Source organism: Pseudoalteromonas denitrificans DSM 6059, assembly GCF_900112265.1.
GTDB classification, from domain to species: Bacteria; Pseudomonadota; Gammaproteobacteria; order Enterobacterales; family Alteromonadaceae; genus Pseudoalteromonas; species Pseudoalteromonas denitrificans.
Map to the genome: position 1 here is coordinate 1 of NZ_FOLO01000014.1, position 19,663 is coordinate 19,663.

The 19,663-nt window shown below is 35.5% G+C and carries 14 protein-coding genes and 1 riboswitch; of the genes, 7 read left to right on the forward strand and 7 right to left on the reverse strand.

From position 1 onward, the window contains the following. The first annotated feature begins 468 nt into the window (after positions 1 to 468). On the forward strand, positions 469 to 1,275 hold the full coding sequence (xthA, locus tag BM088_RS10655; RefSeq protein ID WP_091983513.1) for an exodeoxyribonuclease III: 807 nt from the start codon (positions 469 to 471) through the stop codon (positions 1,273 to 1,275). A 1-nt stretch (position 1,276) separates the two neighbouring features. Then, positions 1,277 to 2,077, forward strand: a complete 801-nt coding sequence (rlmA, locus tag BM088_RS10660; RefSeq protein WP_091983516.1) for a 23S rRNA (guanine(745)-N(1))-methyltransferase — start codon at positions 1,277 to 1,279, stop codon at positions 2,075 to 2,077. A 75-nt stretch (positions 2,078 to 2,152) separates the two neighbouring features. Here rlmA and nhaD (BM088_RS10665) read toward each other — a convergent pair whose 3' ends face one another. The 3 genes from nhaD (BM088_RS10665) to BM088_RS10675 all read right to left on the reverse strand — a co-directional run bounded on the left by nhaD (BM088_RS10665) (position 2,153) and on the right by BM088_RS10675 (position 6,061). After that, positions 2,153 to 3,547 carry a sodium:proton antiporter NhaD gene (gene nhaD, locus BM088_RS10665; RefSeq protein WP_091983518.1) on the reverse strand — a complete coding sequence of 465 codons (1,395 nt, stop codon included), beginning with the start codon at positions 3,545 to 3,547 and terminating at the stop codon, positions 2,153 to 2,155. Between the two features lie 203 nt (positions 3,548 to 3,750). Then, entirely contained in the window at positions 3,751 to 4,635 is an 885-nt protein-coding gene (locus BM088_RS10670; protein ID WP_091983520.1) for an NAD(P)-dependent oxidoreductase, read from the reverse strand. Positions 4,636 to 4,738: 103 nt separating this feature from the next. Continuing rightward, entirely contained in the window at positions 4,739 to 6,061 is a 1,323-nt protein-coding gene (locus BM088_RS10675; protein WP_091983521.1) for a sodium-dependent transporter, read from the reverse strand. A gap of 185 nt (positions 6,062 to 6,246) precedes the next feature. On the opposite strand from BM088_RS10675, the gene BM088_RS10680 reads away from it, so the two are divergent. Further along, positions 6,247 to 6,891: a 4'-phosphopantetheinyl transferase family protein gene (locus BM088_RS10680; RefSeq protein WP_091983523.1), complete on the forward strand. Its 645-nt coding sequence runs from the start codon at positions 6,247 to 6,249 to the stop codon at positions 6,889 to 6,891. Here the strand turns inward: BM088_RS10680 and lysC are convergent. The 4 genes from lysC to BM088_RS10700 all read right to left on the reverse strand — a co-directional run bounded on the left by lysC (position 6,880) and on the right by BM088_RS10700 (position 13,758). Continuing rightward, positions 6,880 to 8,223 carry a lysine-sensitive aspartokinase 3 gene (gene lysC / locus BM088_RS10685; protein WP_091983525.1) on the reverse strand — a complete coding sequence of 448 codons (1,344 nt, stop codon included), beginning with the start codon at positions 8,221 to 8,223 and terminating at the stop codon, positions 6,880 to 6,882. The genes BM088_RS10680 and lysC overlap by 12 nt on opposite strands. An 84-nt stretch (positions 8,224 to 8,307) precedes the next feature. After that, positions 8,308 to 8,507: riboswitch (Lysine riboswitch) on the reverse strand. Between the two features lie 96 nt (positions 8,508 to 8,603). Continuing rightward, on the reverse strand, positions 8,604 to 9,860 hold the full coding sequence (gene nhaD / locus BM088_RS10690; protein ID WP_091983527.1) for a sodium:proton antiporter NhaD: 1,257 nt from the start codon (positions 9,858 to 9,860) through the stop codon (positions 8,604 to 8,606). 251 nt (positions 9,861 to 10,111) lie between these two features. Then, on the reverse strand, positions 10,112 to 12,163 hold the full coding sequence (locus BM088_RS10695; RefSeq protein ID WP_091983528.1) for a S9 family peptidase: 2,052 nt from the start codon (positions 12,161 to 12,163) through the stop codon (positions 10,112 to 10,114). A 65-nt stretch (positions 12,164 to 12,228) separates the two neighbouring features. Continuing rightward, positions 12,229 to 13,758 (reverse strand): fumarate hydratase, encoded by a 1,530-nt coding sequence (locus BM088_RS10700; protein ID WP_091983530.1) that lies wholly within the window; start codon positions 13,756 to 13,758, stop codon positions 12,229 to 12,231. Between the two features lie 207 nt (positions 13,759 to 13,965). Between BM088_RS10700 and pabB the strand changes: the two genes are divergently transcribed. The 4 genes from pabB to BM088_RS10720 all read left to right on the forward strand — a co-directional run bounded on the left by pabB (position 13,966) and on the right by BM088_RS10720 (position 19,653). Next, positions 13,966 to 15,333, forward strand: a complete 1,368-nt coding sequence (pabB, locus tag BM088_RS10705; protein WP_425439301.1) for an aminodeoxychorismate synthase component I — start codon at positions 13,966 to 13,968, stop codon at positions 15,331 to 15,333. Positions 15,334 to 15,341: 8 nt separating this feature from the next. Beyond that, a complete protein-coding gene (locus BM088_RS10710; RefSeq protein ID WP_091983533.1) occupies positions 15,342 to 15,929 on the forward strand; it encodes an NUDIX hydrolase in 588 nt (195 codons plus the stop codon). A 125-nt stretch (positions 15,930 to 16,054) separates the two neighbouring features. Further along, complete coding sequence (locus BM088_RS10715) at positions 16,055 to 17,431, forward strand: L-serine ammonia-lyase (protein WP_091983535.1); 1,377 nt, start codon at positions 16,055 to 16,057, stop codon at positions 17,429 to 17,431. A gap of 194 nt (positions 17,432 to 17,625) precedes the next feature. After that, positions 17,626 to 19,653, forward strand: coding sequence for an HD domain-containing phosphohydrolase (locus tag BM088_RS10720; RefSeq protein WP_091983537.1), 2,028 nt, complete (start codon positions 17,626 to 17,628; stop codon positions 19,651 to 19,653). Positions 19,654 to 19,663: the final 10 nt, after the last annotated feature.

Consider the following 19,663-nt stretch of genomic DNA (forward strand, 5'->3'; position numbering starts at 1 on the left):
CCGTTAATTGCTTGGGGTGCGAATAATACACCTTAAAAACCTTGAGTCAACACTTAATTTTAATTTTCTTTAGAAGAAGTTTCTTTCTAAAGAATCGTTAAGTTTTACTTGCCTCGCCAACCTAGCTAACTTGCTACACCCCTTTAAGAATGTTGCTTGCCGTCTGTGTCGGTGGAGGCGCAGTATAGAGAGATTTGGATTGAGCGCAAGTGTTTTTATCACTTTTTTTGAATTAATTATTTATACTGTATTTAACACATATTGATACCAAGTTATTCACAAAGTCCTGTGCACAACCCTGGATTTAACACTCTCAAAACCTATGCATTTTACTTATATATAAATAATCACTATTTTCTATGCTATATATAGTGATAACATTTAACCTCTATATAGGTAGAATTAAACCTTAGTGAGCTCTTATCCACTTTGAGCCAGTACATAATAAATTCACGGAACTCATAAAAGATGAAAATCATCAGTTTTAATATAAATGGCCTACGTGCACGCCTTCATCAACTTCAAGCTATCATTGACAAGCATCAACCCGACATTATCGGTTTGCAAGAAATAAAAGTGCACAATGATGCATTTCCGATTGAAGACGTTGAAGCCATGGGCTATCACGTTTATTTCCATGGCCAAAAAGCACATTATGGTGTTGCTATGCTCTGTAAAAAAGAAGCTGATAGTGTGCAAATGGGTTTTCCAACCGATGATGATGACGCTCAAAAACGCATGGTCATGGTAACAACAACAAATGATGCTGGAGATAAAGTTACAGTTTTAAATGGTTATTTTCCACAGGGTGATAATATTTCCCATGAGACTAAGTACCCATATAAACGTCAATTTTATACTGATTTAATGGGTTATTTAGATGAACACCATGATAATGAGGAAAACATCATTGTGATGGGCGATATTAATATTTCTCCCACAGATTTAGATATAGGTATTGGCGAGACAAATGCAAAACGCTGGTTAAAAACAGGAAAGTGTTCTTTTCAACCAGAAGAAAGACAATGGCTCTCAACATTAATGGACTGGGGTTTTAAAGATACCTTCAGAGAACAGTTTCCTGATGTCGCAGATAAGTACTCATGGTTTGATTATCGCTCTAAAGGTTTTGTAGATAATAGGGGATTACGAATTGATGTAATACTTGCAACTGAATCTCTTGCAAAAACATGCATAGATACAGGCATTGATTATGAATTACGTGCAATAGAAAAACCTTCTGATCATGCGCCCATTTGGTCTGAGTTTAAATAAGATGTCATTAGCTTATATATGTCCAATATGTACACAAAACTTAAGTCTTAATAACAAAACACTAAGTTGTTCAAATAATCATAGTTTTGATTTTGCGAAAGAAGGTTATGTAAACTTATTGCCCGTACAGCATAAAAAGAGTAAAGATCCAGGTGATAACATTGCAATGGTTCAAGCTCGGCGTCAATTTTTATCCCAAGGGCATTATTGTTTTTTACAAAATGCAGTTGCTGATAAATTAAAGTCAGTTGGCCCAGATAAAACAGTTATCGATTTAGGCTGTGGTGAAGGCTTTTATACACAAGCTTTGCAAAAGTCAGCACCTACATGCACGGTTTATGGTGTAGATATTTCCAAGCCCGCGATAAAGTATGCCGCTAAACGGTACCCAGATTGTCATTTTAGTGTTGCTTCTATCGCACAAGCACCATTTAATGATTTGAAAGCAGATGTAATCGTCAGTATTTTCGCTCCTTTATTTGATACTGAACTTTCACGTTTATGTAAAGACAAGCTTATTGTAGCAAGCCCTGGTCCAAGACATTTATTTGAACTTAAAAAGCAAATCTATCAAGATGTCAATCTTCATACACCAGTTGATTGCCCTCAAGGATTTGAAAGTTATAGTGAAGAGACACTAACCAGAACTGTGGTACTTGATATTCCTACTGCAAAAAATTTAGTTATGATGACACCTTTTGCATGGAAATTTAGACCTGAGCATTGGCAAGATTTAGAGCAAAAAGAAAATATTGAAGTTACTTTAGAGTTCTACTTATCTATATTTAAAAAGATAATTTAGTTTATCTGAATTGAGGTATTAAAGTATTAAAAAAGGCTTTCTTTGATAAGAAAGCCTTTTTAGTTTTTACGTTTTTTATGAACCATTAATTAATATATGAACATAAATACTTGCCCCGTAGCCTAATGCTATAACAGGAGTCCATTTTAAGTGACTAAAGAAAGTATAATACCCTCTAGCTTGACCCATCAATGCAACGCCAGCAGCAGAACCTATTGATAACATACTACCACCCACTCCAGCAGTTAATGTTACAAGTAGCCATTGTGAATGAGACATTTCAGGCTGCATCGTTAAGACTGCAAACATGACCGGAATGTTATCTACAATTGCAGATAAAATTCCTACTAATACATTCGCCGTTGTGGCACCTAATTGAACATACATAAATTCAGATGCTAAGCCTAAATAACCAATATAGCCTAAACCGCCTACAGCTAATATTACCCCGTAGAAGAAAAACAACGTATCCCATTCCGCTTTAGCAATTTTATTAAAAATATCAAAGTCATCTTCAATTTGATGACCAGTTGGTATGTCGTTGTGGTCAATTTCAATTTTTGCAGATTGGCGTAAGTAGTAACCAAATAATTTAAGATAAGCTAGTCCTAGCATCATACCGAATACAGGCGGTAAATGTAGGAAGTTGTGGAATGATACAGCTGTAATAATTGTAAGAATAAACAGACCAACAATTGTTAATCCACCTTTTTTAATCGGGGTCATTTCAAGCGATGATGATTTTGGTTTGCCAGTAGGTAATGCAAATTGCATGATGAATGCAGGTATAATAAAGTTAACTACGGAAGGGATAAATAATACAAAGAATTCCTGGAATTGTACGATGCCTTTTTGCCATACCATTAATGTTGTAATATCGCCAAATGGACTAAATGCACCACCGGCGTTAGCACCAACAACAATATTAATACAGCTAATCGCAATGAATTTTGGTTCATCTTTACCTACGGCTAATACTACAGCGCACATAATTAAAGCTGTTGTTAAGTTATCTGCGATCGGCGAAATAAAGAAAGCTAAGATTCCAGTTAACCAAAATAAAGAACGGTAACTAAAACCCTTTAGAACCAACCAATCGCGTAATGAATTAAATACATCACGTTCCAGCATCGCATTGATATAGGTCATGGCAACCAAAAGGAAGAAAAACAGCTCCGCATATTCTAAAAAATTATGACGGATCGCGACTTCTGCCGAATGCGGCATACCCTGAGAGTTATAAAATGCGGCTATTAAAATCCATATAAGGCCAGCTGCTAATAAAACAGGTTTTGATTTACGTAAATGAAGTTTCTCTTCAAGAATAACTAAACTGTATGAGAGTACAAATATTGCGAGGGCTGTATAACCAATCCAGTGCGTTGTTAAGTCGATGGTATCACCCCCACCTGAAGCAAAAGCAGATCCTGAGCAAACCAGTGCAATCAGAATGAATAAAAGTTGTTTCATATAATTTAGCGTCCCCAAATTTTTGTGATTATTTTATCGTGCTATAAGTACTAATAAAATAATCCCCTACAATAGATAGAATCTTTGCGGGGGAAAATAGCACTTTGTAACTTATTTTTATTGATTTAAAACAAATAAATGAAATACATAATAATTGTTAATTGAATTACCTTGCTTTATGATTTAAATATAATCAATATTAACTATTTATCTCTTCTCATATTTTCAAGTCGTGATAATAAGCTGGAGGTATCTTGCCGATTACCACCAATTGCCTGTACTTCAGCATAAAACTGATCTACCAGTGCTGTTAAAGGGAGGCTCGACTGGTTATTTCTAGCTTCATCTAACGCTATACCTAAGTCTTTTCTCATCCAATCAACAGCAAAACCAAAGTCATATTCACCTTGCCACATGGTTTTATATCTATTTTCCATTTGCCAAGAACCTGCAGCCCCTTTTGAAATGGTTTCAATCACTTTTTCACCATCAAGCCCTGCACTGCGCGCAAAATGTAATCCTTCAGCTAAACCTTGTACTACCCCTGCAATGCAAATTTGATTTACCATTTTAGTTAATTGACCAGCCCCCACCGGGCCTAGCAGTTGACTAAATCTAGAATAAGCCCCCATAATGGGCTGTGCCTGCTCAAAGGTTTCAGCTTCACCACCAACCATAACCGTCAGCACACCATTTTCAGCACCTGCTTGACCACCAGATACTGGCGCATCTAAAAAGGCAATTTGCTTTTTGTTAGCCATTAGAGCGATTTCTCGTGAGACTTCAGCAGATGTTGTTGTATGATCAACCAAAATAGTATTTTCAGACATAGTGCTGAGCACACCATCGTCATTCAAAGTTACTTGACGTAAATCAGCATCATTACCAACACATATAAATACAAATTTGGCATCTTTTGCTGCAAGTGCAGGTGTTTGTGCTATTTTACCTTGATATTCAGCCATCCATTTTTGTGCTTTTTCTTGTGTACGGTTATACACAGTGACATCAAAACCTGCATTTTTTAAATGCCCTGCCATCGGATATCCCATCACACCCAAACCAATAAAAGCGACTTTAGTCGACATTTTAACTTTCCTTATTTCTTATTATTTACCTGTGAAATACATTTAAAAATATCTTTGCCTTAGTTAATAGACAAACGATATGCCAAATTCCACCTAATTTTTATTATTTAAATGCGACATTAGCAAAAACAGCGGTCATCAATACTGGACAAATATAACGTATATACTGGGCAAACCAATAATGTAGGCCCTTAGAAACTGACAATAACTTATTTCCTTTACGCCATAACCAACCAACCGTTATAAAATAAAATAGTCCCATTAGAGGCAATTGATATTGAGTAAATAATTTAATTACTAAACCAAATAACCAATCAAAATTTAAAATAATCGTACTAGATGCAATAAAAATAACTAAAGTTACTAACCAAGTAGACTTTTGTCTGCTCAAACTTTTATTTTCAACCAAAAAAGCAACGGGTATTTCAGTTGAGGAAATAGTAGAGGTAATTGAAGCTATCGACATTAAAACAAAAAAGATAAACCCAATGAATAAACCAATTTGGCCCATAGAATTAAAAAGTTCAGGTAAAACAGCAAAAATTAATTGCCCCTCACCTATCAACTTACCATTTTGAAAAACTTCAACGCCATGGCTTTGGGCTACATAAATTGCAGGTATAATCAATAACCCAGCTAGAAATGCAACGCCTGTATCTAACATTGCGACCGATAATGTCAACTTAGGTAAATTAGCATCCGGTTTCAAATACGAACCATAAATCATCATACAGCCTACACCTAATGACAAAGAGAAAAAGGCTTGTCCCATTGCTGCAAGAATCAAATCAGGATTAAGAACTTGATTAAAATCAGGATTTAAATATGCATTAAAACCTTCCGCTGCCCCCTCTAAAGTTGCAATATAAGCGGTTAAAGCAATTAATAAAATTAACAATAACGGCATTAACCGCCTAGACCAGATCTCTATACCTGACTTTACCCCTTTAAGAATAATACTTGCGCTTAATAACAACATAAATGGCGTAAAAATGAAGTTTTTTAACATTGAGTCTGAATTAAGAAATTTGCTTAATTCATTAAGCTCAAAGAACCTTGCAATGGGGTCTAAACTATACGCAAGCATCCAACCAGCAACAATCGAATAAAAACTTAACATAACAATTGCACCAGACAAACCAATATAACCCGCTGCAGCTCCCATATTTTTTGAGCGCTCTTTACAAGCATTTTGAAGTGCTTTAACAGGATTAGCTTGTGCGCTATGCCCTAAATATAATTCGGTATAAAGTGCAGGCAATGCCAGTAGAAATATGACCAAAAAGTAGACTAAAAGAAAAGCTCCACCGCCATGATTCGCGGCTTGTGTTGGAAACCCCCAAATATTACCTAAACCAACTGCAGCACCTGCTGCTGCAAGTACAAAACCTAAACGACTTTGAAAGCCATCACGTATTTCTGCCATTTTATTGTTATCTCTTATTATTTTTATGTATTATGCACGCCGACGAGTTGGAATAGTACAGCCTTAACTCACTATATAGCAAGCGCCTTAAGGTAGGAACACGCATTAAACCACAGCCTTTTTTAATTAATGATCTTAAGTATCAAAAACAAGATATACCGACTTCGCTTGAAGCAGGTATTAATTTGTTTATATATGACTCAAATAAGTTGCAAATAGACAATTACACTTACAATAAGTTATTTACCCAATTTGAAATAGACACTATCAATACACGTAAAAAACATGCTGCTAAACAAGAATATATTGCAAGTCGATATATGATAAAGCAGGTATTAAGTCAGTATTTAAAATGCCAACTTGTTGAACTTGAAACACGTTTTAACTTAAAAGCAAGTCGTTTAGAAGTCTTTTATAAAGATACCCTTTTACAAGTTTCAATTTCAATATCACACAGTAACGGTGTAGTGCTAGTTGCACTAAGCAATACAGTATTCACTTTTGGTGTCGATATTGAAAAAATAAATTTAAAACGTCCTTTTATAAAACTTGCCAAACACTTTTATCATGATGACGAAGTTGCATTAATAGTTAATGCAAATAAAGCACATGATAGTTTTTATCGAATCTGGACATTAAAAGAAGCACTCGCAAAAACAATTTGCCAGCCAATATCTCAGTTATTAAGTAAAAACGTTTTTGATGAAATCCAAAAACGCGCTTTAAATACAACTTCATGTCACTGGCAAGAATATGATGTCAGTTTAATAAGCAGTCATATTAGTGCGAAAGTTAACATTCAATCTATTAACTTCCCACTAAGCCTCTAATAATTGACTATGAATTTTTTGCACTATTGAGTCAGATTGAGACTGTTCAACCAAAAAACATAAATTATGCTTACTTGCTCCATGACAAATTAACCTAATATTAAAGTCAGCCAAAACTTGCATAAGATTAATTTCATGTTGCTGTAATTGGATTTGTGAACCGATTAATGCAATTAATGTCAGGTTATTTTCAACACTCACATGACAAAACTTAGTTAATTCGTCTAAGCAAGCTTGCTCTAACTCAGGACGGCTCGTATTCGGTGCATTATCTAATGTAAGCGCAACGCTAATTTCAGAAGTTGTAATTAGATCAACCGAAATATTATACTTTGCTAATATTGAAAAAACTTTTGCTAAAAAACCGCTGGCTAACAGCATTTCAGGGCTTTTAAGCGTTAAGAGTATTTGGTTTTTCCTTTGTGTAACCGCTCGGATCCCCGAATGTTGTGATTTTTCTTTTTCTATCCAAGTTCCACCTTGTTCTGGAGCTCGACTTGACCCCACAAAAACAGAAATACCTGCGCGACTGGCTGGTAATATGGTTGCAGGATGTAATACTTTGGCGCCAAAAGTTGCCATTTCAGCCGCTTCATCAAAACTAAGTTTAGCAATTGGCTTTGCTTTGATACATAAACGAGGATCTGTTGAAAATATACCAACAACATCAGTCCAGATATGTATACTCGATGCCTCAACTGCCTCAGCAAATAGCGCTGCACTATAATCTGAGCCTCCTCGGCCTAAAGTTGTCGTTTCATTAAATTCGTTAGACCCAATAAAACCTTGTGTAACTACAACTTGGCTGGTTAATAAAGGTAACAAATATTTTTCAGCTGCTGTTTTAGTCGCATTAATATCAGGAACTGCTTTTGAAAACTGACTGTTCGTCTTCAAAATATCTCTAGCATCGAGACGGGTCGCTTTTATATTTAAGCGGCGTAATACTTGTGTAAATAAATAGGATGAAAAGCGTTCACCAAAGCTTAATAATTCGTCTTTTTGCTGCTCCGAAAAAACTTGCTGTATTGCCACAAACTTAAACTCACTTAAAGTATGTTCAAAGCCAGTCGCTAAGTCAGCATCAAGGCTAATATCCTCTAAAATAGAATATTGAATATCTACAACTTGTTTAATATGCGTAGTCCGTTGTTCATCCGTTATATCGTTTAGGCATAAAGCAACAAGATGATTTGTGACCCCTGCACTTGCACTGACTACAACAAGGCGAACCTGATCATTATTTTTTATTATCTGAGCACAACGGCTCATTGCTGAGAAGTCAGCAACACTGGTACCGCCAAACTTGGCGACTATATAAGATGAATTCATGGGATCTCCTAATACTTATAAGGAGAACTTGGCAGGACTTGATAATATTAAAACCGAATAAAATACAATTCTAAAATATGTGTCTCAGCCAGAAGCTCTCCACCTAATCAAACATGTTGAAACAATATTTGATTCTCGGTGACAGTTTTTAGGGATTCAGCCCAAAAAACCGAAAAATAATTTCACGGAAAATTATTTTCCTCGGCAAAAGTCCCCCTCATTAGTGGTCAACGGATCCCGCTCCTATCACTAAATAACCTGGCTTTCGCTCCTCTTCTGTTTATTAAAAGGAAAATTTCCTTAAAATAAAACCTCACTACTATGAGTGAGGTTTTGAAATTTACATTTTAGACGTCTAGCTGTCAATAATTAATTTTAATTTAAAGCACTGGCATTAAGAAACCAGCTAAATATGCGCCACTATAACCAATTGTATACGCAATTAATAAATAAAGGCTCATTTTCAAATAGCTTAAAAATGTCAGTTCTTTTATTTTACTCATTGCAATAATACCAGCTGCTGAGCCAATAATCAGCATTGACCCTCCCACTCCTGTAGCATAAGTGAATGCAAGCCATTGACGGGGATCCATTGCGATGTCAGCTTTCAATAAAGCAGCTGTCAGTGGTACATTATCAACAGCAGCCGATAGAATCCCCATGAGATAGTTAGCATACTCAGGTGCCAAAATTTCATATAAATGTGTAAATTGATTTAGTACACCGACTTCTTTCATTGCGCCAACTAATAGCAATACACCTACAAAAAATAGTAAAGTATCGTATTCAATCTCACGTATGTAGTCGATAATCTTTTTATTCACATCTTTTTTACGCATTAAAAACTGTGCGACTAAAAACATGAAAGACAACCCAAACAAAAAAGTTAAAACAGGTGGTACATTGTACATTACACTTAAAACTAAGGTTGCTGTAATAGTCGACAAAAATATAACGGCAATTGTAATATCTGTCTTTTCAATTCTTCGTTGTTTTTCAGACTCAAAATAAAGCGTACCATTCATATTAAAAGATAACATGCCCGCTAAAGCCATAACACTAATTGCAGATGGAACCACTAAGAGTAATAAATGACCAATAGTGACTTTGTCAGCTAAAAATATCATTAAAGTAGTTACATCACCCGTGATCAAAGAAACACCTCCTGAGTTAACAGAGAATATGATTAAAGTAGCGTATTTAATACGTTTTTTAGCTTCCAACTTTAATGACAAAACAACAGCTAAAGAAATTAAAGTTGCCGTGATATTATCTGAAATTGATGAAAATATAAAAGCTGAAATACCAATCAAAAACATTAACTTACGTTCAGATATTTGTTTTGGCATGGCCTTGTGTACCAAATTCTGAATAAACCCTTTTGAGTTTAAATATGCAACAAAAGTCATTGCTGACATCAAAAACAGCCATAAAGTCGCAATCTCTAAAATATTATCATCTAGCTGATGTTGTATAGTTTCAGGCGTTTGACCATTAATAGGAGAGATAAAGGCGATAATCCAACATAAAGTACCAAAAAATAATGTTGTTTTAGCTTTGTTAACATGAATAATATCTTCAATCACGATTAAAAGAAATGCGATTGCGACCAGGGACAGTATGATGCCAGTTACCATTGGGTGTTTAACCTTTTTACAAAAATGTGAAATAGTTAGGGTACAAATTTGGCGCGGAGTCTAACACTTAAATTATCATAAAACTATTATGATTTTGTTTAAAATCAAGGCTTAAAATTTATAAGTAGTATATATGCCTTTACGGTGAATAATTATGATTTACAACCGATGAAATATTGGTTTATATATAAACAAAAAACCAACCTGGATCGGTTGGTTTTTGATAAATTTAGACTAGTAAAGGTCTATAACTAATTTTGCGTATGTTTTTTCATCCAGTCAAACACTTCACCATACCAATGTACTCGATTATCTTTATTTAAAATCCAGTGATTTTCATCTGGATAAATAACCAGTTTTGACTCAATGCCCATGCGTTGTAATGTAGTATAAGCACCAAGACCTTGTGCATAAGGTACTCGGAAATCTTTTAGACCATGGATCACTAACATAGGTGTTTTCCAATTTTTTGTAAATGAAGCCGGATTAAATGATTTATAATCTTTTTCATCTGTCCAAAATGGACCACCCATATCATGCTCTGGAAACCATAATTCTTCAGTGCTTTGATAAAAACTGTCCATATCAAACAAACCTGCATGATTGATTAAACAGTTAAAACCTTCTGTCCAATTTCCAGCAATCCAGTTCATCATATAGCCTCCATAAGATGCTCCTAAAGCACAAGCATTGTTAACATCTAGCCAAGTTTGCTGTTTTGCGATGAAATCAAAACCTTTCTGTAAATCTTCAAGAGGTTTACCACCCCAATCTCGAGAAATTGAATCAGTAAAATCTTGCCCATAACCCGTTGAACCATGAAAATCTATCATAACAACGCCATATCCCTGTGCAGCCCATAATTGTGCGTTCCAGCGAGTGCTGAATAAATTGCCAAATGATCCTTGAGGTCCACCATGTACTAAAAATGCAATAGGGTATTTTTTGCCTTCTTTTACTTTATTTGCATCATAGTTCCAAGGCTTCACTAAATAACCATGGACAGTTTCATCATTCCATCCAGGAAAATTGAACTGTTCAAATTCACCGAATTGTACATTGGCTAGCTTTTCTTTATTAATGTCAGTTAATTGATTGAAATCTGAACCATCTCGATTAATAGAATATATATTTTTAGGTGAATTAAGCGCATGGCGCGTAAAAATAATTTTATTGCCTGCTAAGTGCAAATCGCCAGCGCTGCCATCTGAATAAATTTTACGGACATCACCAAAATTTGTACTTATTTCATATATGCTTTTTTGACCCATATCTTGTGCAACGACATAAACAGCGCGATTATTTGCTGAAAATGTAAAGCTTGAAACACTGCGGTCCCATAGCGGTGCAATTTCTTTTAATTCGGCTGTTTTTAAATCTTTTAGCATTAATGAGAATTTATCGGCTTCAAAGCCTGCTTTTTTCATGGCTAAATAAACCATAAAGCGACCATCATCAGAAAAAGTAGGTTGTGAGTCCCAAGCGGTGTTATCAGCCGTTAAGTTTGTCACCTCACCGCCTTCTATGGATACCTGAAACAAATCATAGTTTGTTGTCCATGCTTGATCTTTATTCGGTGCTTTTGCTGAAAATACAACATTTAAACTATCAGGTGTAAAAGTGACTTCTTCCATACCAGCAAAGGGTTTAGCGGGTATATCAGTATTCCAATCTGGTGTTAAATCTTTTGCTTGTATTGCTGGTTTATCAGAAATGTCACTCACAAAAACATGACTTCTAAATTCTGTTTTCCAAGTATCCCAATGACGTACAGGCAATTGTTTATACACTTGAGCCGTATGTTTTATTTTATTAAGCGATTCTTTTTTATCAACCGAACATTGAATTGTCTGGCATGTAGGAAATACTTCTAATGCTAAAGCAAGCTTTTTATTATCCGGCGATAACTTATATCCATTAATACCTAAAGCCAAATCTGTTAACGCAAGGGCTTCACCACCATTTAGTTTTAATTGCCAAACTTGAGTTGACTGCGCTCTATTCGCTAAAAAAAGAATACTGCTGCTATCTTTTGTCCAAATAACATCAGACTCTGTTGATGGATGTGAAGTTAAACGTTTATCATCTACCTTTGTTTGTAAATTTTTAAGATACAGATCACTACCTGACTCAGTGCTAAGTGCATAGACTAATTTTGATCCATCAGGAGAAACACTTATGCTATGTAGAGAATTTAGTGAGTTTAATTTTTCAACTGTAAATGGTACTTGTGCTGTATCTTCTGCTTGAGCAATTGATATTGCTCCGGTTGCAAGTAAAGATAAGGCGAGTATTTTTTTCATTGTTATACCTTTTAAATTAAAACAATTTACATAAAAAAAGCGCCGTAGCGCTTTTTTAAGTTAAATTAAGATTTAAGTTTTGCATCAAGTTCTTCGATTTTAGCCTTCCAGATTGCAGGGCCTTGTGTGTGTGCGTTAGCACCTTCACTATCAACAGCGACGGTCACTGGCATATCTTCAACTTCAAATTCATATATCGCTTCCATACCTAAATCTTCAAAAGCAACAACGCGTGCTTTTTTAATTGCTTTAGATACTAAATAAGCAGCACCACCTACGGCCATCAAATAAACTGACTTATTTTGCTTTATTGATTCAACAGTTGCAGGGCCACGCTCCGCTTTACCTATCATACCAACAATACCTGTTTTTTCTAACATAATGTCAGTGAACTTGTCCATTCGTGTTGCTGTGGTAGGGCCAGCAGGGCCAACTGCTTCATCACCTACAGCGTCAACAGGACCAACGTAATAAATAAACTTATTATCAAAATCGACTCCTTTAGGTAAACCTTCACCTGAATTAATCATATCTTGTAATCGTTTATGGGCAGCATCACGACCAGTTAAAATAGTCCCCGACAGTAATACTGTTTCGCCCATTTTCCATTCTTGAGTGTCTTCTTTAGTTAATGTATCTAGATTAACTCTACGTGTATCTTCACCCACTTCGAAAGTCACTTCAGGCCAGTCTTCAAGTTTTGGTGCTTTTAAATCAGCGGGGCCTGTTCCATCTAAAGTAAAATGAACATGGCGTGTTGCTGCACAATTAGGGATCATTACAACAGGTTTTGAAGCGGCATGTGTTGGTGCTGTTTTAATTTTAATGTCAACAACGGTTGTTAACCCACCTAAACCTTGTGCACCTATCCCTAACTTATTTGCACGTTCAAAAATATCTAAACGCATTTTTTCTTCTGTTGTTTGCGCGCCACGCTCGATTAACTCATGAATATCAACAGGGTCCATTAAAGATTCTTTTGCAAGTACAGCAGCTTTTTCTGCTGTACCGCCAATGCCTATACCTAACATGCCTGGTGGGCACCAACCAGCCCCCATAGTAGGCAACGTTTTTTCTACCCAGGCTGCAACATCATCAGATGGGTTAAGCATAACCATTTTAGTTTTATTTTCAGAACCGCCGCCTTTCGCTGCTATCATCACTTCAACTTCAGAACCTGAAACTAGGTCAACATGCACAACGGAAGGTGTATTATCTTTGGTATTTTTACGTGATCCAGCTGGATCTGCAACAATTGATGCGCGAAGTGGATTATCCGGGTTTAAATAAGCTCTACGAGTTCCTTCATCAACCATTTGTTGAACGGTTAAGTCCGTTTTATCCCATTTAACATCCATTCCTACTTTTACAAAGCAGGTCACTATGCCTGTATCTTGACATAAAGGACGTTTACCTTCTGCAGACATGCGAGAATTAATGAGTATTTGTGCAATTGCATCTTTCGCCGCTTTACTTTCTTCGCGGTGATATGCCTTTTCAAGTGCCTGAACAAAATCTAGCGGGTGATAAAAAGAAATATACTGAAGTGCATCTTCAATGCTATCAATTAAATCTTGCTGACGAATAATAGTCATACTGTATCCTTGGTTGGCCCGTGACGGTGGCTTGTTTTCAATTTTCATTATTTTAACTTAACTAGCGCCAAGGTGTAATTATTTTTGCAATTAATCACACTGATTTTTTAATGCTTTGGGCTCAAAAGGCTTGAAACTCGCATTTTATAGTGTTTTGGGTATAATGCCCCCCCATCTGATTTACACCAATATATTGAAAGTAAAAAGCTGTTAATGAATAAAGATCAATTAATTTGTATAGAATTAGATATTTCAGAAACCAGTTGTGATATTTTTTCACGATTTTGCACTAAACCTTGGGCTATTTTTCTAGACTCAGCCAACCCTGAACATGTTAATAATCGCTTTGATATTATTGCAATCGACCCACTCATAAAAATAGAAGCAAAAAATGGGCAATGCTTTGTTGATGGCCTTAAAACTGACGCTTCTCCTTTTAACTTAATTCAACACTATTTGAAAAGGTTTAATGCTCAAAAAGCTCCCTTTGACTTACCCTTTAGTGGTGGGTTTTTAGGTCACTTCTCCTATGATCTAGGTCGTTATGTTGAGCAAATTGATACTTTATCTAAAAAAGATATCTCACTTCCAGATATGGCTGTGGGCTTATATCCTGATGCATTAATTTTTGATCATAAAGCTGTTAAATGGTTTTATATTGCACAAATAAAGCATAACCGTTTAGCGCACTATATAGATTTAATTCATGCAAAACCCAACAGTGATAATCAATTTAAGCTCATGTCGCCATGGCAAGCAAATATGGACAAAAGCCAGTACATAGAAAAATTTGATCAAGTACAAGCCTATTTAAAATCAGGCGATTGTTACCAAATCAATCTAGCCCAAAGGTTTAGTGCACAGTATCTTGGCTCCCCCTGGCATGCTTATTTAAAATTAAGACAAGAAAACCTTGCACCATTTTCAGCTTACATAAATCATCCTACAGGTGCTATTTTATCGCTTTCTCCTGAACGCTTTATACAAGTAAAAGGCAATTTAATAGAGACAAAACCTATTAAAGGCACCATGCCCCGCAGTAGTGATCCTATCATAGATAAAAATAATGCGAGTCAATTGGCCCACTCAGAAAAAGATCGTGCTGAAAATGTTATGATAGTTGATTTATTACGTAACGATTTAGGTAAAGTTTCGACTGCAGGAAGTGTCAAAGTCCCTTCATTGTTTAATATTGAAAGCTTTGCGGCTGTTCATCATCTGGTGAGTACTATCACTGCTCAGTTAGCACATGAAAAAACAGCAATTGACCTATTAGAAGCCTCATTTCCTGGCGGTTCAATCACAGGAGCACCTAAAATTCGTGCCATGCAAATAATTGAAGAACTTGAACCACATCGACGTTCTATTTATTGTGGTTCAATTGGTTATTTAAGTGCTTGTGGAAATATGGATACCAGTATTACCATTAGAACATTAATATGTGATAATAAAAGCCAACAAATTCATTGTTGGGCTGGGGGTGGCATAGTGGCAGATTCAACTTCTCATGCTGAATATCAAGAAACTTTTGATAAAGTAAATAAAATATTGCCAGTATTGAGTACTATGAATTAGGGACGAATGTGAATATTCATAAATTTATACCACAATTTCAACTGAATGCTTTAACAGGTGATCATGGTTATCCGCATAATGCGATTAAAAGCGGGGTTTTAGTACCTTTATGTGATATTAATAATAAATTGCATGTACTCTTATGCAAACGTCCGAGTTATTTAAAGCATCACCCGGGACAAATATGCTTTCCAGGTGGCAAACTTGAAAAATCAGATATGTCTTTACAAGACACAGCGATCAGAGAAACACACGAAGAATTGGGCATTATTAAAAGCGAAATAAATCTCCTTGGTCAAATGAATAGCTATTGGACTTTGACTGGTTTTGAAATAAAACCCTATATTGGCGTTATCGATGCTAACGTCACAATTATTCCGCAAAAAAATGAAGTCGTAGATACTTTTTTCCTGCCATTCAATGCCCTTACTCAAAAAAATAATTGGATCGATCTCAACTTTACAAGAAACCATAAAAAAATAATCTTAAAAGGTTTTATGACAGAATATGGTCTACTGTGGGGAGCCACAGCACAAATCATTTTAAACCTTGTTGCGCAAATCACGCCAAATAAAAACGCTTCATATTCTCTATAATTGAGACCACTTTATCTTTAATATTTTTTATGAAGTAGATAAATAAATACAATCGCTTTATAGCATTACAATTTTTTTTATTACGTTATAATGGTAAATCCGTTCTAGGTATTAAGAGAATTTTTATGATCAGTGCATTCGATATGTTTAGCATTGGAATAGGTCCATCGTCTTCTCACACAGTGGGACCTATGCGAGCTTCACGCTTATTTGTTAAATCATTACAAAAACAAAACCTGATTAGTAAGACAACAGAAGTAAAAGTAGAATTATTTGGTTCATTAGGACAAACAGGTATTGGTCATGGTTCGGGCAAAGCTGTGATATTAGGTTTAGCGGGCTTTGATCCAGACACAATAGATACAGATAAAGTACCACAAATACTGGCTAAAATTGAACAAGACGAAATTATCCATCTTGATCAATCATTCCCTGTCGCTTTTCCAAAGAAAGGCGCTGTTGTATTTCATCGCAGAAAAACATTACCTAAACACTCCAATGCAATGGAACTCATAGCTTACGAAGGTGACACCATACTTCATAGCCAAGTCTATTACTCTATTGGTGGTGGGTTCATTGTTTCAGCTGAAGATTTTGATAGTCAAAAACAAACTGAAATCGCTAAAAGGACAACTAACCCTGCACCTTTTTTATTTGAATCTGCTCAAGAGTTAGTCGATCTCTGCAAAGAAAATGGCTACAGTGTTTCCACTTTAATGATGGAAAATGAAAAAACACTCAAAACAGCCGACGAAATAAAAGACGCACTTTATAACATTTGGCAAGTCATGGAAGCTTGTATAACAAAAGGTATTGAGACTGAAGGAATTTTGCCTGGAGGTCTTAAAGTAAAACGCAGGGCCCCGAGTTTATACCTTCAAGTGAATGTCGAAAATAATAACGACCCATTACGTGCTATGGATTGGGTTGATTTATTTGCCTTAGCGGTAAACGAAGAAAATGCAGCAGGTGGACGTGTTGTCACCGCCCCAACGAATGGTGCTGCAGGTATTTTACCTGCGGTATTAATGTATTATAACAAATTCATCAAAACTGTAGACCGTGATATTGCTACCCGCTACTTGTTAACAGCTGCTGCAATTGGTATTTTATACAAAAAAAATGCTTCAATTTCTGGTGCCGAAGTTGGCTGTCAAGGAGAGGTAGGTGTTGCTTGTTCAATGGCGGCAGGTGCACTTGCTGAAATTATGGGCGGCAATGTGGAGCACGTTGAAAATGCGGCTGAAATCGGAATGGAACATAATTTAGGGCTTACTTGTGATCCCGTTGGCGGGCTAGTTCAAGTGCCTTGTATAGAAAGAAATGCCATGGGAGCTGTAAAAGCAATTAATGCTGCAAGGCTTGCTATGAGAGGCTCTGGCGAGCAAAAAGTATCATTAGATAAAGTCATTAAAACCATGCTCGATACTGGTAATGATATGAAAACAAAATATAAAGAAACGGCCCGAGGTGGTTTAGCTGTTAATATCATTGAATGTTAATATCACAACAATAGCCTAATAATTAGCCTCTTCAAAAGCCTCAGTTGATATTGAGGCTTTTTAGTTTGTCTATTTAAAATTTCAGGCTTATAAACTAACTTTTTAAAATATATCAATTCTTTCGTTTGCGCGATCTTTTGCTATATTTTGTTATGGCAAGGAACAACTATGCTTTTATAAAGTGGAAATGATATATGCTGATTTTGAAAAGTTATCTATTACGTAATTTCGAACAACTTTTTATTTTAATCATACTATTAAGTGTCTCTAGCATAGTATATTTCATTCCACATAAGTTAGCATTTCTTAGCTTTTTCTTTATACCCATTTTACTTGCGGCCTCTTACCTTGGAACAAAACAAGCAATTCTTGGCGCATTATTTTCCATAATTATGGTGTCAGTTTACGCATTTTATTTCCCACAAAAATTCTATGTCAATAATGCAGAGCTAGATTTGTTTGCTCGTATTATGGTTTGGGGGGGCTTCTTGATCCTAAGTGGTTCAGTAGTCGGTTATTTAAATAAGCAATTAAAAGAAAAATTGCTCGAAGCAAGTAAAATGAGCTCAGAGCTAAACGAAAATACAGAGTTACTTAATAAAACTACAAGTGAACTGATTGAGTTTACAAATGAATTTGATAAAAAAGTAGCGGAGCGTACCTGTAACTTAGAAAAATCAAAACGTGAAATTGAAGTGCATAAACATAAAATTGAAGATGCGCTGTACTCTACTATGGATGCAGCTGTTGTAAAACTAATGATAGAAAAGCGTCTCAGAACGGAAAAACGTCGCATTAGTATTTTATTTTGTGATTTAGTGAGTTTTACCCTTTATTCAGAAAAACACCACGCAGAAGTCGTCATCACGGATTTAAATAATTATTTAGCATCTATGGAGACTATCTTACTACTTTATAATGCCCATATAGATAAATATGTTGGCGACGGCATTATGGCTGAATTTGGTGCGCCTATTGATTATGAAAGACATGCCCTACTTTCAGTTATGGCTGCATTAAAAATGCAAGAGCAGCTCAATCACGATAACTTTCCCTGGAAAATGCGCATAGGTATTGCGACTGGAGAGCCAATAATCGGATTAATTGGTCATAAACGCCAATCCTATACTGCTTTAGGTGATGTGGTAAATTTGGCTTCTCGCATAGAGAATTTATGTATCCCGGGGGAAGTGACAATAGATAAAGATACTTATGAAGAAATAAAAGATTATTTTGATGTTGAATCAATTTACATTTCAAATAATAAAAATCAAATGTCACAGGCTTTAGCTAAAGAAATTGAAGCTGAACTGATACTTTGGCAACAAGAGAAATCAGTAAAACAAGCGAGTATTTTAGCTATGCTATACGAGCAAGGAGGCCAATATAATAAGGCAAAAGATTTTTACACATATGCGCTTGAATTTGACCCTACTAACTCAGATATAAAAATAAAATTTGCGGAGCTTGCTTTAAAAACCGAACATATAAAAGAGGTACCAATTAAAGGTAGAATAAAACCAAGCCATTTATATAAAGTAATTGCAGTTAAAAATCCGCTTTATGATCAAGAAATTATTCCAAAATCATTATTTAATTTATATTTTAATGAAATTGAACGTTTAATTAAATATCCAGAAGATATTATTCTCCCTGTAGAGTGTTTAGATGCTTCAATTGGGCACTCTAGAATCGTCGGATTTTTAGCTTATATTATTGCAGATAAACTCAATCTACCTGATCAAGACAAAAAGGATATTTTGGAAGCAGGCTATCTTGCAGATATCGGTAAGTCTATTATTCCCCATCATTTACTGAATCGAAAAGGTAGTTTAAATAAAGATGAATTTACAGAAATATTCAAGCACCCTAGGGAAGGTTTAAGAAAATTAAAAAGTATGGGATATCAAAATATTAGTATGCTAGAGATTATTGAATGTCACCATGAATATTTTGATGGCAGTGGCTACCCCAAAGGGCTATCAGGTAGTAATATTCCATTAGGTGCTCGAATAGTTGCAGTGACAGAGGCTTATACTTCATTAACATCCCGGCGTCCCTACAGGGAAAGATGGGAAAGTCATGCTGCTATTTCAGAACTAAAAAAACACGCTGAAAATGGCAAGTTTGATCCTGAACTAATGCAACTTTTTGAACATATTTTATTTAATAATGCTTCCGATATTGAGTTTAAAACTTTACTTAAAAAAGTCATGAATTAAGATGAAAATA

Coding starts and splice junctions, on each gene's coding strand:
- rlmA (WP_091983516.1), top strand. CDS start 1,277: ATGTCATTAGCTTATATATGTCCAATATGTACACAAAACTTAAGTCTT.
- BM088_RS10715 (WP_091983535.1), top strand. CDS start 16,055: ATGATCAGTGCATTCGATATGTTTAGCATTGGAATAGGTCCATCGTCT.
- BM088_RS10670 (WP_091983520.1), bottom strand. CDS start 4,635: ATGTCGACTAAAGTCGCTTTTATTGGTTTGGGTGTGATGGGATATCCG.
- BM088_RS10675 (WP_091983521.1), bottom strand. CDS start 6,061: ATGGCAGAAATACGTGATGGCTTTCAAAGTCGTTTAGGTTTTGTACTT.
- nhaD (WP_091983518.1), bottom strand. CDS start 3,547: ATGAAACAACTTTTATTCATTCTGATTGCACTGGTTTGCTCAGGATCT.
- BM088_RS10695 (WP_091983528.1), bottom strand. CDS start 12,163: ATGAAAAAAATACTCGCCTTATCTTTACTTGCAACCGGAGCAATATCA.
- lysC (WP_091983525.1), bottom strand. CDS start 8,223: ATGAATTCATCTTATATAGTCGCCAAGTTTGGCGGTACCAGTGTTGCT.
- BM088_RS10720 (WP_091983537.1), top strand. CDS start 17,626: ATGCTGATTTTGAAAAGTTATCTATTACGTAATTTCGAACAACTTTTT.
- xthA (WP_091983513.1), top strand. CDS start 469: ATGAAAATCATCAGTTTTAATATAAATGGCCTACGTGCACGCCTTCAT.
- BM088_RS10700 (WP_091983530.1), bottom strand. CDS start 13,758: ATGACTATTATTCGTCAGCAAGATTTAATTGATAGCATTGAAGATGCA.
- nhaD (WP_091983527.1), bottom strand. CDS start 9,860: ATGGTAACTGGCATCATACTGTCCCTGGTCGCAATCGCATTTCTTTTA.